At 60.5% G+C, this 15366-nt stretch carries 15 protein-coding genes; 14 read left to right on the forward strand and 1 reads right to left on the reverse strand.

Translation table 11 applies throughout. The features are described from left to right. Nucleotides 1-548: 548 nt before the first annotated feature. The 6 genes from K8B33_RS00005 to K8B33_RS00030 all read left to right on the forward strand — a co-directional run bounded on the left by K8B33_RS00005 (nt 549) and on the right by K8B33_RS00030 (nt 7692). Nucleotides 549-1985, forward strand: a complete 1437-nt coding sequence (locus tag K8B33_RS00005; protein ID WP_223421859.1) for a circularly permuted type 2 ATP-grasp protein — start codon at nt 549-551, stop codon at nt 1983-1985. Further along, the gene (locus K8B33_RS00010; protein ID WP_223421861.1) at nt 1979-2905 is read left to right on the forward strand and encodes an alpha-E domain-containing protein; all 927 of its coding nucleotides are present in this window, start codon (nt 1979-1981) and stop codon (nt 2903-2905) included. The genes K8B33_RS00005 and K8B33_RS00010 overlap by 7 nt, the downstream gene beginning before the upstream one ends. Before the next feature lie 19 nt (nt 2906-2924). Next, on the forward strand, nt 2925-3722 hold the full coding sequence (locus K8B33_RS00015) for a transglutaminase family protein (RefSeq protein WP_223421863.1): 798 nt from the start codon (nt 2925-2927) through the stop codon (nt 3720-3722). Between the two features lie 113 nt (nt 3723-3835). After that, nucleotides 3836-4561 (forward strand): proteasome-type protease, encoded by a 726-nt coding sequence (locus K8B33_RS00020; protein WP_223421866.1) that lies wholly within the window; start codon nt 3836-3838, stop codon nt 4559-4561. Nucleotides 4562-4690: 129 nt separating this feature from the next. Further along, nucleotides 4691-6172 (forward strand): RimK family protein, encoded by a 1482-nt coding sequence (locus K8B33_RS00025; protein WP_223421869.1) that lies wholly within the window; start codon nt 4691-4693, stop codon nt 6170-6172. A gap of 89 nt (nt 6173-6261) precedes the next feature. After that, a complete protein-coding gene (locus tag K8B33_RS00030) occupies nt 6262-7692 on the forward strand; it encodes an MFS transporter (RefSeq protein ID WP_223421871.1) in 1431 nt (476 codons plus the stop codon). A 39-nt stretch (nt 7693-7731) separates the two neighbouring features. Here the strand turns inward: K8B33_RS00030 and K8B33_RS00035 are convergent, their stop codons facing one another. Beyond that, complete coding sequence (locus K8B33_RS00035; RefSeq protein ID WP_223421873.1) at nt 7732-8490, reverse strand: glutathione S-transferase N-terminal domain-containing protein; 759 nt, start codon at nt 8488-8490, stop codon at nt 7732-7734. 244 nt (nt 8491-8734) lie between these two features. Here K8B33_RS00035 and K8B33_RS00040 point away from each other — a divergent pair, with 244 nt between their 5' ends. The 8 genes from K8B33_RS00040 to K8B33_RS00075 all read left to right on the forward strand — a co-directional run bounded on the left by K8B33_RS00040 (nt 8735) and on the right by K8B33_RS00075 (nt 15259). Then, nucleotides 8735-9946: an acetyl-CoA C-acetyltransferase gene (locus K8B33_RS00040; protein WP_223421876.1), complete on the forward strand. Its 1212-nt coding sequence runs from the start codon at nt 8735-8737 to the stop codon at nt 9944-9946. A 26-nt stretch (nt 9947-9972) separates the two neighbouring features. Continuing rightward, a complete protein-coding gene (locus K8B33_RS00045; protein WP_223421878.1) occupies nt 9973-12135 on the forward strand; it encodes a 3-hydroxyacyl-CoA dehydrogenase NAD-binding domain-containing protein in 2163 nt (720 codons plus the stop codon). 231 nt (nt 12136-12366) lie between these two features. After that, nucleotides 12367-12894, forward strand: coding sequence for a GNAT family N-acetyltransferase (locus K8B33_RS00050; RefSeq protein ID WP_223421880.1), 528 nt, complete (start codon nt 12367-12369; stop codon nt 12892-12894). Next, nucleotides 12891-13181 (forward strand): DUF6916 family protein, encoded by a 291-nt coding sequence (locus tag K8B33_RS00055; RefSeq protein WP_223421882.1) that lies wholly within the window; start codon nt 12891-12893, stop codon nt 13179-13181. Before K8B33_RS00050 ends, K8B33_RS00055 begins: the two co-directional genes overlap by 4 nt. 48 nt (nt 13182-13229) lie before the next feature. Continuing rightward, nucleotides 13230-13664 carry a DUF6916 family protein gene (locus tag K8B33_RS00060; RefSeq protein ID WP_223421884.1) on the forward strand — a complete coding sequence of 145 codons (435 nt, stop codon included), beginning with the start codon at nt 13230-13232 and terminating at the stop codon, nt 13662-13664. Between the two features lie 13 nt (nt 13665-13677). Next, nucleotides 13678-14190, forward strand: coding sequence for a phage tail protein (locus K8B33_RS00065; RefSeq protein ID WP_223421887.1), 513 nt, complete (start codon nt 13678-13680; stop codon nt 14188-14190). A gap of 25 nt (nt 14191-14215) precedes the next feature. After that, nucleotides 14216-14716 carry a phage tail protein gene (locus K8B33_RS00070; protein WP_223421888.1) on the forward strand — a complete coding sequence of 167 codons (501 nt, stop codon included), beginning with the start codon at nt 14216-14218 and terminating at the stop codon, nt 14714-14716. 15 nt (nt 14717-14731) lie between these two features. Continuing rightward, nucleotides 14732-15259 (forward strand): phage tail protein, encoded by a 528-nt coding sequence (locus K8B33_RS00075; protein ID WP_223421891.1) that lies wholly within the window; start codon nt 14732-14734, stop codon nt 15257-15259. The last annotated feature ends 107 nt before the right edge of the window (nt 15260-15366 follow it).

Below are 15366 nucleotides of genomic sequence, written 5' to 3' on the forward strand. Positions count from 1 at the left end.
GGCGGGGATGTATTTTCAGGACCCGCCGTAAATACATCCCTGTAGTCTTGTGTTCGGCATCCATGCCTCACACAGTCCTGAAAATACATCCCCGCCCCCCGAGGGCCGTCACGCGCAGCCCGGTTAATAGCTCCCAGCCAACTGGCGGTTTTGTTCCTCCAGAAAGTCGATAACCGCTACCGAACTTAGAATCTACTGCCAGCGTTGAGCCGGGGCACTCCCTGGAGGGACCTCTTTGGCCATGGATGGCCAAAGCGCGAGCGCCCATGGACGGCTTGAGCGGTCCCGGAAGGGAGTGCCCCGGCTCAACGCGTACTTGCTGGAGGGTGACCAACTCCGCTGAGCCGCTGAGCCGCTGAGCCGCTGCCCGCTTCCGGCTTCGCCCCTATTTGGTGCGCTACCTGCCACCCCAAAGCGCAGGGTTGCGCATTTACCGTGCGACCAGGCCTGAGAACCCCGCGTCCCGTGGCGCAGAGCTGGCACGTCTTGTGCTTCGTACCTGTGCTGCATCCATACATTCATATGGCATGAGCGAGGACGGGACGCACATGATCAAGGCAAGCAGTCCGCCTGCAGGCGGTTATGACGAAATGTTTGCCTCCGGGGACAAGGTCCGCGACCACTACGCAGCCTACTGGCGCTGGCTGGAAGGCGTGTCCATGGATACGGTGGAGCGCAAACGCAAGGAAGCCGACCTGTTGTTTCACCGGGTGGGCATTACCTTCAATGTGTATGGCGAAGACGAAGGCACCGAACGGCTGATTCCCTTCGACAGCGTGCCCCGGGTGATCCCCGCCAGTGAGTGGGCCCTGCTGGAGCAGGGCATACTGCAGCGCGTGCGGGCCATGAACATGTTCCTGCACGATATCTATCATGAACAGCGCATCATTCGTGATGGCCGCATTCCGGCGGCGCATGTGTTTGCCAATGCGCACTATCAGCCCTGTATGCAGGGCATCGATCTGCCCAATGATGTCTACGCGCATATTGCCGGGGTGGATCTGATCCGTAACAACGACGGCGATTATTATGTGCTGGAGGATAATCTCCGCACGCCGTCCGGCGTGTCCTACATGATCGAGAATCGTCGCATGATGATGCGGCTGTATCCGGAATTATTTGCGCGTCACCGGGTGGCACCAGTGGATCATTATCCGGCCATGCTGCACGAGATGCTGGAGCAGAGCTGTCATATCACCAATCCCTGTGTCGCATTGCTGACACCGGGCCGTTACAACAGCGCCTATTTCGAACATGCCTTTCTCGCCCGGCAGATGGGTATCGAGCTGGTGGAAGGGGCGGATCTGTTTACGCGTGATGGCGTTGTGTACATGCGCACGACGGCCGGGCCGCAGCGGGTGGATGTAATCTATCGGCGTGTTGATGACGATTATCTTGATCCGCTGGCGTTTCATCCGGACTCCATGCTCGGTGTGCCGGGGTTGATGACGGCGTACCGCGAGGGCAATGTCATTCTGGCCAACGCGGTGGGTACCGGGGTGGCGGATGACAAGTCCATCTATCCGTTTGTGCCGGAGATGATTCGTTTCTATTTATCGGAAGAGCCGATTCTCAAGAATGTACCCACCTGGTTATGTCGTGAGCCTGACGATCTGAAGTATGTGATGGCGCACCTGCCGGAGCTGGTGGTGAAAGAGGTGCATGGTGCCGGGGGCTACGGCATGTTGATTGGCCCAGCCAGTACCACTGAACAGATCGAGCAGTTCCGCAGCCGGGTGTTGGCGAATCCGGATAACTACATTGCGCAGCCGACGCTGTCGCTGTCCAGTTGTCCGATCTTTGTGGAGGAAGGCATCGCGCCGCGCCACATCGATTTGCGGCCCTTTGTACTCAGTGGCCGGGAGATGCGCCTCGTGGCAGGCGGCCTGACGCGTGTGGCAATGAAAGAAGGTTCGCTGGTGGTGAACTCGTCCCAGGGCGGGGGCACCAAGGACACCTGGGTACTGGAGGCGCCGCCATGCTGAGCCGGACTGCATCAGAACTCTACTGGATGTCCCGTCATCTGGAGCGTGCCGAGAACGCGGCGCGGATGCTGGATGTGGCCTGGAACCTGTCGCTTATTCCGTTTGCCGCCACGGTGGATGACGAGGTGGCGGCACCGCTGAAAATTACCGGGACGCTGGAGCGTTACATCGAGCGCTATGACACGGTGCAGGTCAATAATGTACTGCACTTCTTTTCGCTGGATGAGGAAAATCCGGGCAGCATTTATAACTGCATCCGCACGGCCCGTGAGAATGCCCATGCCGTGCGCGGGCGTATTACCAGTGAAGTCTGGGAGAGCATCAATACGACCTGGATCGAACTGCAGAATATCCGCCGTTATGGCCTGATTGCCATGGGTGCCAGCGCCTTTATGGATTGGGTCAAGGAGCGTTCGCATCTTTTCCGTGGCGCCGCCTATGGCACCATGATTCGTAATGACGCATTCCGTTTTATTCGTATCGGTACTTTTATCGAGCGCGCAGACAATACGGCGCGGATTCTGGACGTAAAACACCAGATTCATGCGCCGGGTAACGGTGCCGTGGATTACTACCGCTGGAATGCGCTGCTGCGTTCGGTGGGGGCCTATGAAGCCTATCGTGAGCTGTATACGGATCGGGTGACGGCAGAGAACGTGGCGGACATGCTGATCTTTCGTGCGGAGATGCCGCGCTCGCTACGTTCCTGTGTCGATATGTTATGTGAATTGCTGCCGGCAGTGGAAGGCGACGCCGGTCTGGATGCCAAACGCCTGGCAGCAGTGTTGTATGCGCGTTTGCAATACGGTGATATCGGGCACGTTTTTTCCGTGGGGTTGCATGAGTATCTCACCGACTTCCTGCGCCGGATCAACGAACTGGCAGACAACATCCAGTCTGCTTACCTGGAATTGATGTGAGAACTGATGTGAGGCTGCAATGAAACTGTCTATCGAGCATCTCACCACGTATCGTTATGATGAAGAGGCGCGTCACAGCACCCAGTATATTCGTCTGACGCCGAAGCCCTCATCACGGCAGCGCATCCTCAACTGGCAGTTGGAGATGCCACAGGCGCCGCTGCTCAGCAGCGATGGCTTCGGCAACATCCTGCACGTGCTGACGCTGGACCAGCCGCATTCCTCCATTTCCATTCTTGCGCGTGGGGACGTGGAGATTCTGGATGAAGTGCAGGAGGATGAGCTGACCGGATTATCGCCGCTGGTCTATCTGCGCTATACGCGTTTGACCCGTCCGAGCCAGGCCATCACGGCATTCATGCGTCAATTTACGGGTGAGGGCCGGCCGAGCAACACACTGGATCGCCTGGAGGCACTGATGCGCGGGGTGCTGGAGGTGATGCCCTATACACCGGGCGCCACCCATTCAGCCAGTTCAGCGGGCGAGGCATTTGCACTGCAACAGGGGGTTTGCCAGGACCACACGCATGTCTTCCTCGCATGCGCCCGGCTGATGGCATTGCCGGCCCGATATGTCAGCGGCTACCTTTACAGTGAAGATGAGGGCCATGTGGCCAGCCATGCCTGGGCGGAGGTCTGGTGTGATGGTGTCTGGCATACCTTTGATATCACCAATCAGTCGCGGCAACCCCTGCAGCATCTCAAGCTGGCGGTCGGGCTGGATTACCTGGATGCCTGCCCGGTGCGTGGGGTGCGTTATGGCGGCGGCCCCGAGTCCATGCATGCGGTGGCGACGGTGGCGCGGCTAGATCAATAGAGGCCGATTGATTGGCAGGTGTCGCGCCCGCCGCTGGCGGTGATTGCCTGCGTAACGCTATGCTATGCCGGAGCGGGCTCTCTGAAGTAGCCCGTCCCTGCCGGAGACCCCAGATGACTTACTGCGTCGCCATGCGCCTGGAACAGGGCATGCTCTTTGCGGCGGATTCCCGCACCAATGCCGGGGTAGACCAGATTGCCACCTTTCGCAAGCTGCACCGCTTCGAGCGTGAGGGCGAGCGCCTGATCGTGCTGTTGAGCGCCGGCAATCTCGCGACCACCCAGAGTGTGTTGAGCCTGCTGCGTAGCAGGGCCGGGGACGACACGGTTCCTAATATGTATAACGCCCGCGATCTGTACGAGGTGGCGGGGCAGGTCGGGGCCACCGTGCGCGAGGTGATTGATCGCGACGAAGGGCAGGGGCAAGGCAGCGGGGTGGATTTTGGCGGCAGCTTTCTGGTCGGCGGGCAGATTCGGGGCCAGGGGTCGCGGCTGTTTCATGTCTACCCGGCGGGCAACTTCATCGAGGCCACGGTGGATACGCCCTATTTTCAGATCGGTGAGAGCAAGTACGGCAAGCCGATTCTGGATCGGGTGGTGGATTACCGCCTGCCCATGGACCAGGCCGTCAAGTGCGCGCTGATCAGCTTCGATTCGACCATGCGCTCCAACCTCTCGGTGGGCATGCCGCTGGACGTGCTGACATACCCGGAAGACAGCTTCGCCGGGGGGCAGCATTACAATATTGATGAGCACCATGCCTTCTATCGGGAACTGCGTGAGGCCTGGTCTGACGCGCTGAGCCAGGCCTTCCGGAATCTGCCCCCTTTGCGTCTGTGATTTTTCCGAGCCCTTAATTTTTCTGAACCCTATGGCGAACAGCCACGGCATTGCCTTACAGTTCAGGTCTGAAACCTCTTTCAGTCTGGTGCCGTGATTCAGTGCCATTCAGTGCCGTTAGGGAGTGCCATGACGCATGTAATTCTGGTGGTCGAAGACCGCCGTGACTGGGCTGCTTATTACCCCGCCCGCCATCTGATGAGCGCCCGGGAGTACCTGGACAGCAGCACCAGTTTCCCTGCCGGACGGGTTCAGGTGATCAACCTGTGCCGCAGCTACCGTTACCTCAGCCCCGGGTACTACTGTTCGTTGCTGGCGGAGGCCCGCGGGCACCGGGTGCTGCCCTCCGTGCGTACCGTCAACGACCTGTCACGCAAGGCCTTGTACGGGCTGCATTTCGAGTCCTTTGATGCGGCGCTGGACAAGGCCATGAAGAAGCATCGCCAGGACGGAGAGCGCCTGACGGTCAAAATATTCTTCGGCCAGACCGAACATGCCGGGCTGGCGGAACTGGCGCGGCAGATCTTTGATCAGTTGCCGTGCCCCATCCTGCAACTGGAATTCCGTCGTCGTGAGACCTGGACCGTCGAGCTGGTACGCCCGCTGGGGCTGCACCAGCTCAAGGGTAAAGAGGAAGACGCCTTTGCGGCGGCGCTGGAAGCATTCAATGCCCGGGTCTGGCGCAAGGTCGGCAGCCGCCGTAAATACCGTTATGACCTCGCCATGCTGGTCAATCCGGACGAAGCGATGCCGCCCAGCGACAAGGTGGCGCTGCGCAAGTTTGTGCGCGCTGGCGCCCAGCTGGGCATCAATGTGGAAACCGTGGGCCGTGAAGACTATCCGCGGCTGGCCGAATACGACGCCCTGTTTATTCGTGAAACCACAGCGCTGGATCACCACACCTACCAGTTTGCCCGCAAGGCAGAGCAGGAAGGCATGGTGGTGATGGACGATCCGGGTTCGATCCTGCGCTGTACCAACAAGATCTACTTTGCCGAACTGATGCAGGGCAACAAGGTTGCGGTGCCGAAAACCCGTTTCCTGTTCCGGGATGGCCCCCTTGATATTGCCGCCATGGTGGACGATCTGGGTTTGCCAGTGGTGCTGAAGATTCCCGATGGCAGTTTCTCCCGTGGCATTACCAAGGCGGATAGCGCGGAGGCCCTGGAGGCCGCCCTGGGCGAGTATTTCCGGCAGAGCGCCGTGGTGCTGGCCCAGGAATTCATGTACACCGACTACGACTGGCGCATCGGCGTACTGAATAACCGCCCGCTGTTTGCCTGCCAGTATTTCATGAGCAAGGGGCACTGGCAGATTTACAACCACAAGACTGGCAAGACCGTGTCCGGCACCTCCCGGACGGTGCCGGTGCAGGAAGTGCCGGCCAAGGTCCTGCGTACTGCACTCAAGGCAGCGCGCCTGATGGGTAACGGCCTTTATGGCGTCGACATGAAGCAATCCGGCGACCGTGTGGTGGTCGTGGAGGTCAACGACAACCCGAATGTGGATGCGGGGGTGGAGGACGCCTGGCTGGGTGAAGATCTGTACCGCCAGATCATGCTGGAGTTTCTGCGGCGCATGGAGGCCCGCCGCCTCGGGTTGTCTGTCTAGGCGTTTCTCGGAGCCCTCAGCGCTCGTTGGAGCCCTCAGCGCTCGTTATTAGTGCGCCACCTGTTACAATGCAGCGCATGAAAATTGTCATGCTGTCTGTTATTGCATTGTTTATCAGCCTGGCACTGCTGGTCAGCGGCAGCGCCATGCTGGGCACCCTGATTGCCCTGCGCCTGGATATGGAAGGGGTAGCGGAAGCCACCCTCGGCCTGATCATGGCCTTCTATTCCGTGGGCTTTGTGCTCGGCGCGACCTACGCCGTCAGCATCATCCGCCAGGTCGGGCATATCCGCGCCTTTGCCGCTTTCGCGGCGGTGGCCTGTGCCACGGTTCTGATGCATCCGGTGATTGTCAGCCCCGAAGCCTGGGCGATCATGCGTCTGGTGGTGGGCTTCTGTCTGGCGGGGCTGATGACTGTCTCCGAAAGCTGGATCAATGACCGGGCCACCAATGAGTCCCGCGGCAAGCTGCTGGGCATCTACACCATCAATTTCTATCTGGCTTCGGCCCTCGGCCAGTTGCTGGTCGGGCTGGGCAATCCCCTGGAGTTTGTCGCCTACAGCGTGGTGGCCATGCTGATTGTGCTGTCCATGGTGCCGCTGACGCTGACCCAGAGCCTGATTCCCACGCCGCCGTCGCCCACAGAACACCTCGGTATCCGCAAGCTGATCCGCCAGGCGCCAGCCGGCATGACCGGTGTGCTGGTGTCCGGTATCGCCCTGGGCGCGTTTCTGGCGCTGGCGCCGGTGTACGCGTTGCGTGCCGGGCTGGCACTGGGGGAGCTGTCCCTGTACATGGGTTTTTCGGTGATCTGCGCGGTGGTGCTGCAGTGGCCGGCGGGCTGGCTTTCTGACCGCATAGGGCGCCTGCCGGTGCTGACGGGGCTGTTGTTTGCCGGCGCGCTGGCAGCGGCCATCACCTCGGTGCTCGGCGGCTTTTCCATGCTGGCGCTGTTTCTGTTCAGCGGCATCTTCTTCGCGGTGGCGGCGAGCACCTATCCGGTGAGCGTGGCACTGGCCAACGACCAGCTGCCCAATGATCAGCTGGTGGCGGCCTGCGCCGGGCTGTTGCGGACCTACGGTGTCGGCACCATGATCGGGCCGCTGGCCGGGGCCGCGCTGATGGGTGTTTTCGGGGCGCCCGCCCTGTTCGTGTTCATCAGTCTGGTGCTGCTGCTGGGCGGCGCGGCGGTCTTCTATCGCTTCCGTGCCAGCGACCAGGTGCCGTTGGCGGAGCAGGGGGAATACGTCACGGTGACGCCTGCCTCCACGCCAATGCTGGCCGAGATCGACCCCCGCAATGAGGACTTCGAAGAGCACCATACCGGCGAGCCGGCGGAGTGGGATATTGCGGACAAGCTGGAAATGCTGGTGGTCGGTGCCGAGGACACGGCGGCAGAGAAGCTGGCGGCGGATGAGGAGGCTGGCGAATCCGGGGAGCCGCTGTCCGGGGAGCAATCGTCCGGCGAGTCGCTGTCCGGCGAGGAAGAGGAACAACCGCCGGGGCCGCGTCGAGATTGATCAAATACCCGGGCCGCGCAATGCGGCCCGGATGGCTTGTTATGCGGTGTAGGTGTCCTTGAGGTACTGCACGATGCGTGTGGATTCGTACAGCTCAACATCCGTATTCACATCAATCAGATAGGGCACGGCCACGCGCCCGGTGCGTTCCATCAGTTCCACCCGGTTGCGCTGTGTGGGGCGATAGTCCGGGGCGATCCGCTCGCGCATCGGCGGCAACACCCAGTCCAGCGCCTGGGTCCGCCCCGTCTGGCGCAGGATGTAGGGAATCTCCAACTCGGTCAGCAGCTCACGCACCGGCCGTGCAAACGGGCTGGCCTCAAAGCTGAACAATTCCAGTGGTTCTTCCGGCAGGGCGGCATTTCTGGCACGCAGGCCGCGCCCGGCGCGCAGGGCGGAAGCGCCGAACGAGCCCGCAGTGCGCGCGGTGCGCAGCAGCCACTGGCGCGGGGCCGGCTTGTTGCCGTAGGTGCTGTATAAGTAGTCGATGATCTCGGCTGACTCATACATGGCTTCGTCGGTATTCGGGTCCATCAGGAACGGGAACTGCTGCACACCGCCCAGTTTTTCCACCAGCGGCCGGAAACGCACACCGCCCTTGGGGCAGGGGTAGATCACCGCATCCAGATCCAGATCGGTCAGCGCTTCGCGGACCACGCGGCAGAACGGGCAGCCCTCCATGTCGTAGAGCTCCAGCAGCTCTTCCGGCTGGCGCCCGGCGGCGCTGGACTGCACGCCCCGGCCTTGCTCGCTGACCGTGGCCAGCAGGGAGGTGGTGATATCGAATACCGCACTCATGGGTGCTACTCCTGATTGAACATCAGCAGGCACACTATGCCGAGCCTTCGGTGGGGTCAACGGGCGTGTTGTGTCCGGCGAGCACTATTGCCCTGAGTGGGCATTAACAGAAGTGCTCAATCGCTATGAGCTGTCCTGTCATTGTTTGTATACACGCGGTGGTGCAGTCTAATGGCCCTTCCGGGCGTCATGCCCGGCGACAACAGCCACTCACAAGCTGACAGAAGGCGAGAGGACCCTCTCCATGACCGAAGCCTATATTTTTGATGCGATTCGCACGCCCCGTGGCCGGGGCAAAAAGGACGGCGCCCTGCACACCGTGAAGCCCATTTCACTGGTGGTTGGCCTGATCCATGAGATCAAGGACCGTTTTCCGAACATGGACCCGGCGATGATTGATGACATCGTCATGGGCATTGTGTCGCCGCTGGGCGACCAGGGTGGCGTACTGCCGAAAATTGCCGCGCTGGCGGCAGGGCTGCCGGAAACGGTATCCGGGCTGCAGGTCAACCGTTTTTGTGCTTCCGGCCTGGAAGCGGTCAACCTGGCGGCGCAGAAAGTCGGCTCCGGCATGGAAGACCTGGTGCTGGCCGGTGGTGTCGAGGTGATGAGCCGCGTGCCCATGGGCTCCGACGGCACCCCCTGGGCACTGGACCCGCAGACCAACTACGACACCGGCTTCATTCCCCAGGGGATTGGTGCTGACCTGATCGCCACCATCGAAGGCTTCTCCCGCCGCGATGTCGATGAGTACGCGGCGTCTTCCCAGAACCGCGCGGCGGCCGCCTGGGAGAAAGGCTATTTCAGCAAATCAGTGGTACCGGTCAAGGACATGAATGGCCTGGTGGTACTGGAGCGTGACGAGCACGTCCGCGCTGGCACGACCGCTGACACGCTCGGTGGCCTGAACCCGTCCTTCGCCATGATGGGCGAAATGGGTGGCTTTGACGCTGTCGCGCTGCAAAAGTACCACTGGATCGAGAAAATCGATCACGTGCATACCCCGGGTAACTCCTCCGGCATTGTGGACGGTGCCACGCTGATGCTGGTCGGTTCCAAAGCCGCTGGCGAGAAAATCGGCGCCAAGGCCCGTGGCCGTATCGTTGCCACCGCTGTCAGCGGTGCCGATCCGACCATCATGTTGACCGGTCCGGCTCCGGCGGCGCGCAAGGCACTGGCGAAAGCTGGCCTGAAAGCCGAAGACATCGACCTGTGGGAAATCAACGAAGCCTTTGCCTCGGTGGCCATGCGCTTCATGAAAGACATGGGCATCAGCCATGACATTACCAACGTGAACGGTGGCGCCATTGCCATGGGGCATCCGTTGGGTGCTACCGGTGCCATGATTGTGGGCACTGTGCTTGATGAGCTGGAGCGTCGCGATAAGAAGTTTGGCCTCTGCACCCTGTGCGTCGGCGCAGGTATGGGTATCGCCACTATCGTTGAGCGCCTCTGAGCGGCCACCGGACACGGAGAATTGAGATGACTGAATCAACCATTCGCTGGGAAAAAGACGCGGATAATATTGTCACGCTGATCCTGGATGATCCGCAGCAATCCGCGAATACCATGAACGAACGATACACCCGTTCCATGCACGACATGGTCAACCGTATCGAGAAAGAAAAAGCCGACATTGCCGGTGTGATCATCACGTCTGCAAAAAGCACTTTTTTTGCTGGCGGTGACCTGAAAGATTTGATCAAGGTTACCAAAGAAGACGCCGGCAAGATGGCAGAAGGCGGGCGTGTGCTGAAGGGCGACCTGCGTCGTCTGGAAACACTGGGCATTCCCGTTGTTGCCGCGCTGAACGGCACGGCATTGGGCGGCGGTCTTGAAATCGCGCTGGCCTGCCATCGTCGTATCGCACTGAACAATCCGAAAGCACAGTTCGGCCTGCCGGAAGTGTCACTCGGCCTGCTGCCGGGTGCCGGTGGTGTGGTGCGTACCGTGCGCATGCTCGGTATCCAGAATGCGCTGATGAATGTGCTGATGCAGGGTCAGCGCATGAAAGCGGACAAGGCCATGAAAGTCGGCCTGATCGACGAAGTCGTCGAGACGCAAGACGAGATGATTGCCAAGGCCAAAGAGTTCATCAAGGCGAACCCGAAATCCCAGCAGCCGTTTGATGTCAAAGGCTACAAGATTCCGGGCGGCACCCCGAGCGTGCCGGCGTTTGCCATGAACCTGCCGGCGTTTCCTGCCAATCTGCGCAAGCAGATCAAGGGCGCCAACTATCCGGCCCCGAAGAACATCATGGCGGCTGCGGTAGAAAGCACCCAGGTGGATGTGGATAACGCCTTCAAGATCGAAGAGCGCTACTTCATTGATCTGGTGACGGGTCAGGTAGCCAAGAATATGACCACCGCGTTCTTCTTCAACTTGCAGGCGATCAATGGTGGTGCCAGCCGTCCGAAAGACGTGCCGAAGTTCAAGGCCGAGAAAGTGGGCATTCTGGGTGCTGGCATGATGGGCGCAGGTGTGGCCTATGTGACAGCACGTTCTGGTGCTATTGCTGTGCTGAAGGATGTTTCCATTGAGAATGCGGAGAAGGGCAAGCAGTACTCCAGCAATCTGCTCGATAAGGAAGTATCCAAAGGCAAGATGACCAAGGAGAAGAAAGAAGAAATTCTCTCCCGCATCATCGCGACGGCTGATGCCAAAGATTTCGACGGCGTGGATTTTGTCATCGAAGCCGTGTTCGAGAGCACCGAGCTCAAGCACAAGGTGTTCCAGGAAATCGAAGACGTGGTCAAGCCGGATGCTGTGCTGGGCTCCAACACCTCTTCCTTGCCGATCACCGGCCTGGCAGCAGGTGTGAAGCGCAAGCCGGACTTTATCGGCATTCACTTCTTCAGCCCGGTCGACAAGATGCCGCTGGTGGAAATCATCTGCGGTGAAGAAACCAGCCCGGAAGCGCTGGCGAAAACCTACGATTACGTGCAGCAGATCAAGAAGACCCCGATCGTGGTCAACGATTCCCGTGGCTTCTTTACCACCCGCGTGATTGGCACCTTTGCCAACGAAGGGATTTCCATGCTGGGCGAAGGCCTGAGCGCCAGCTCTGTCGAGCAGGCTGCCATGCAAGCCGGTTACCCGGTGGGCACGCTGAACCTGATCGACGAGATCAACATGGAAACGGCGCTGCGTATCGGCAAGGCCGCCCGTGATGATGCCAAGCGTGAGGGCAAGCCGGAACTGCCTGAGCATCCGGCCGAGAAAGTCATGAAGAAGATGGTTGAAGAACTTGAGCGTCCGGGCAAAGCCCAGGGCAAAGGGTTCTATGACTATCCTCAGGGTGGCAAGAAGACCCTGTGGCCGGGCCTGAAAGAGGCTTTTGGTGGCGACAAGGAGATCCCGTTCGAGGACATGAAAGAGCGTCTGATGTTCGTGGAAGCCATCGAGGCGGTCAAATGCTTCGAGGAAGGCGTTATCGAGTCCGTCGCGGATGCCAACATCGGCTCCATCTTCGGTATCGGTTTCCCGGCCTGGAGTGGTGGTGTGATCCAGTACATCAACCAGTATGAAGGCGGGCTGCGTGGCTTCGTGAAACGCGCCGAGGAGCTGAAAGCCAAGTACGGCGAACGGTTCACTCCGCCGGCCCTGCTGGTCGAGAAAGCCGAAAAGGGCGAGATCTTCAAGTAAGAGACCTTCAAGTAAGAGTCTTCAAGTAATCTGAAGTAAACCCGGTAGTACAAAAAAGCCCCGCCACACGCGGGGCTTTTTTGTATCCCGATGATGGCAATCTGCCAGCATGGAAGCCCGATAAAGTCTGTGGACACTCACGTCAGCGCGCTGATACATTTCGCTACATTATGCAACGAACCAGATCCCATTAAATGGGACGCTAAAATATGATCTGCCCTGGGGGGGCGTATGTTGGGGTCGGGAGTGGATCTTCCTGGCGGGCTGTATCTCCGGCCTGTCCGTTCGTCAGACGCTGGCTTTCTGGCGGGGCTGTATAGCTCGACCCGTAATGACTTGCGCCTGATCGGCGATCGCGACCTGTCTGAATCCCTTATCGAAATGCAATTCACCGCCCAGAGCAACGCATACGGGCAGCGCTATCCTGATGCCATGCACCTCATTATCGGAGAGCTGGATACCGAGATCGGTCGCCTGATTCTCGATTTCAGCGAGGGCGGCGTACACCTCGTTGACCTGTCCCTGCGCGCCGAAGCGCGCGGCAAGGGCCACGGCAGCGCCGTGATCCGTGCCATGCAGCAGGTGGCGGCGCGCATGCCCGCGCCGGTCACGCTGTCGGTGCGGCAGGACAACCTGGCCGCGGCCGCCCTCTACCAGCGTCTTGGCTTTCAGATCGAACAGCAGGCGGGCGTCCATGCGCGCATGGTCTGGTACCCGGCGACCCTCACGGGCGGCCTGCGGGCGGGAGCAAACCGATGATCCTTACCCCTGAGCAGTTCCGGCCCCTGACGGGCAGTGATTTCGCTTTCGAGGTGGCAGAGGGCGCGCCGGTGGCCCTGCGGCTGGACAGTGTGAACGAGGCCCGCAGTGACCAGGGTTTTCGTCAGTTTTCCCTGTATTTCTCCGGGCCGCTGGACGCGCCGTTAATGCAGGGCACCTATCTGATCCGTCATCCGGTACTGGGTGAGGGGCCATTGTTTCTTGTACCAACCGGCAGGGATGCCGAGCAAATGTCTTATGAGGCTGCCTGTAGTTGCCAGGACTGAATTGTCCGGCGCAGGTGGTCAGCGGCAGCGGGTTTTGCGGGGAATACTATGAAACGACGTACTTTTGTCGCGGGTCTGGCAGCTGCCCCCTGGGTGCTGGCGGGCTGCGGCGCAGACAGTCAAGGCAACCGTTCGGGCGCCAGCGGGCACCCGCCCGCACCGGTCGTGCCGCAGGGTCTCTCGCGGCGGCATGACTTCGGCGCGCTGGAAGGTGACATCTTTTATGTCGCCCATCCGCGCTACGGGTCGGTGGATGCGCGCCTTGTCGGGGTGGAAGACAACACGCGCGATGCGCAACTGGAACAGTTCGCGCTGCGCTTCGAGTTGCCGCCGGGCAGCGCGCTTCAGGATGCGCTCTACCGCGTCGAGCACGCCCAGGCTGGCAGCTTCGATCTGTTCATGCAGCGCAGCCATGACGGCAGCCGTGACGACAATGTTGCCGGGGAAGGCTACGTGGCGTTTTTCAGCCACCTCACAGACTGAAGGGAGAGGCATTATGGGGGACCGCTATCTAGGCGAGATAAGAATGTTCGGCGGCAATTTTGCGCCTGCGGGATGGGCCTTCTGCGATGGGGCCTTGCTGCCCATCTCCGAGAACGACGCGCTGTTCGCACTGATCGGTACCACCTATGGCGGTGACGGCCAGATGACCTTCGCGGTACCGGACCTGCGTGGCCGGCTTCCGCTGCATCAGGGCACCGGCGGCGGGCAGACGTTCGTTATGGGGCAGTCGGGCGGTACGGAAATGGAAACGCTGACACTGCAGCAGATTCCGGCACATTCCCATGTGCCGGTGGCGTCGTCGGCGGAAGCGAGCAGTACCAATCCTGCCGGGCATGTCTGGGCCGCAACAGCCAGCAATGCCTATGCGACAGCGGGCTCACCCTCAGCCATGGCGCCCAACCTGAGCGACGGCGTCGGCGGCGGCCAGCCGCACGAGAATCGCATGCCGTATCTGGCGGTCAGTTTCATCATTTCCCTGTATGGCATTTTTCCCACCCAGACCTGAGCGGCCGACGTCGGAGGATATTTTTATGAGCGAACCCTTTCTTGGCCAGATCTCGGTCTTTTCTTTCAACTTTGCACCCAGGCATTGGGCCTTGTGCAATGGGCAGCTGTTGCCGATCAACCAGAACCAGGCGTTGTTTGCCTTGATGGGCACCATGTATGGCGGCAACGGACAAGTCAACTTTGCGTTGCCAGACCTGCGCGGTCGTGCCCCGGTGCATGTCGACGGTGGCATCGTTCAGGGGCAACCGCTCGGTAGCGCCGCCGTGACGCTGAGCCAGGCTGAGATGCCGCCCCATACACACCCGGTGTCGGCCAGTAATACGGCGGCTGATCGCACCACGCCGGTGGGTAACATCTGGGCGCGCCCGGCTGCCAATGCCTACGGTGAGCCGGTGAGTGGAACCGCGATGCGTGGTGATCTGGTCACCGACGCGGGTGGGTCGCAGCCGCACAACAATATGCAGCCCTATACCGTGCTGAGTTTCTGCGTGGCCCTTCAGGGCCTCTTCCCCAGCCGGAATTGATAAGGAGCTTCCAGAATGTCTGATCCATTTGTGGCCGAAATCAGAATTTTCTCATTCGACTTTGCACCAAGGACCTGGGCCGAATGTAACGGACAGTTGATGCCCCTTTCCCAGAACACGGCGCTGTTTGCCTTGTTGGGCACCATGTACGGCGGTGACGGCAAGAGCACCTTCGCGCTGCCGAATCTGGAAGGTCGCACGCCACTGATGTGGGGGCAGGGCCCCGGATTGAGTGCGTATGACCAGGGCGAGATGGGCGGCGCGGAAACGGTGACGCTGACGGAAGCGAACCTGCCCCCGCACGCGCACCAGTTTCGGGCGTTGCCGGGTACGCCATCCAGCCGTTCGCCGGCCGATGCCGGCTGGGCGGGAACCGCCCGGGCGCAGGTCACGCATTATGCCGCCAGCGGCCAGGCCGATGTGCAGATGTCGCCCGCCGCGCTGGCCCCCACGGGGAGCGGCATACCGCATAACAATCGTCAGCCCTGTCTGGGCCTGAGATTTTGTATCGCTCTGCAGGGCATTTTCCCGCCGCGTAGCTGAAGCCGGGTGGAAAAGGACAAGCAAGAAAGAACGGCGCACACACGACGCTGAACACGTAACATTTTGGGGGCACAAAAAATGGAGTTTGATTCGGTAGCGCAGGGAGG

It is taken from the genome of Alcanivorax limicola (assembly GCF_019931215.1).
Lineage (GTDB): Bacteria > Pseudomonadota > Gammaproteobacteria > Pseudomonadales > Alcanivoracaceae > Isoalcanivorax > Isoalcanivorax limicola.

Coding starts and splice junctions, on each gene's coding strand:
- K8B33_RS00045 (WP_223421878.1), top strand. CDS start 9,973: ATGACTGAATCAACCATTCGCTGGGAAAAAGACGCGGATAATATTGTC.
- K8B33_RS00035 (WP_223421873.1), bottom strand. CDS start 8,490: ATGAGTGCGGTATTCGATATCACCACCTCCCTGCTGGCCACGGTCAGC.
- K8B33_RS00015 (WP_223421863.1), top strand. CDS start 2,925: ATGAAACTGTCTATCGAGCATCTCACCACGTATCGTTATGATGAAGAG.
- K8B33_RS00070 (WP_223421888.1), top strand. CDS start 14,216: ATGAGCGAACCCTTTCTTGGCCAGATCTCGGTCTTTTCTTTCAACTTT.
- K8B33_RS00075 (WP_223421891.1), top strand. CDS start 14,732: ATGTCTGATCCATTTGTGGCCGAAATCAGAATTTTCTCATTCGACTTT.
- K8B33_RS00065 (WP_223421887.1), top strand. CDS start 13,678: ATGGGGGACCGCTATCTAGGCGAGATAAGAATGTTCGGCGGCAATTTT.
- K8B33_RS00060 (WP_223421884.1), top strand. CDS start 13,230: ATGAAACGACGTACTTTTGTCGCGGGTCTGGCAGCTGCCCCCTGGGTG.
- K8B33_RS00050 (WP_223421880.1), top strand. CDS start 12,367: ATGTTGGGGTCGGGAGTGGATCTTCCTGGCGGGCTGTATCTCCGGCCT.
- K8B33_RS00005 (WP_223421859.1), top strand. CDS start 549: ATGATCAAGGCAAGCAGTCCGCCTGCAGGCGGTTATGACGAAATGTTT.
- K8B33_RS00010 (WP_223421861.1), top strand. CDS start 1,979: ATGCTGAGCCGGACTGCATCAGAACTCTACTGGATGTCCCGTCATCTG.
- K8B33_RS00030 (WP_223421871.1), top strand. CDS start 6,262: ATGCTGTCTGTTATTGCATTGTTTATCAGCCTGGCACTGCTGGTCAGC.
- K8B33_RS00040 (WP_223421876.1), top strand. CDS start 8,735: ATGACCGAAGCCTATATTTTTGATGCGATTCGCACGCCCCGTGGCCGG.
- K8B33_RS00055 (WP_223421882.1), top strand. CDS start 12,891: ATGATCCTTACCCCTGAGCAGTTCCGGCCCCTGACGGGCAGTGATTTC.
- K8B33_RS00020 (WP_223421866.1), top strand. CDS start 3,836: ATGACTTACTGCGTCGCCATGCGCCTGGAACAGGGCATGCTCTTTGCG.
- K8B33_RS00025 (WP_223421869.1), top strand. CDS start 4,691: ATGACGCATGTAATTCTGGTGGTCGAAGACCGCCGTGACTGGGCTGCT.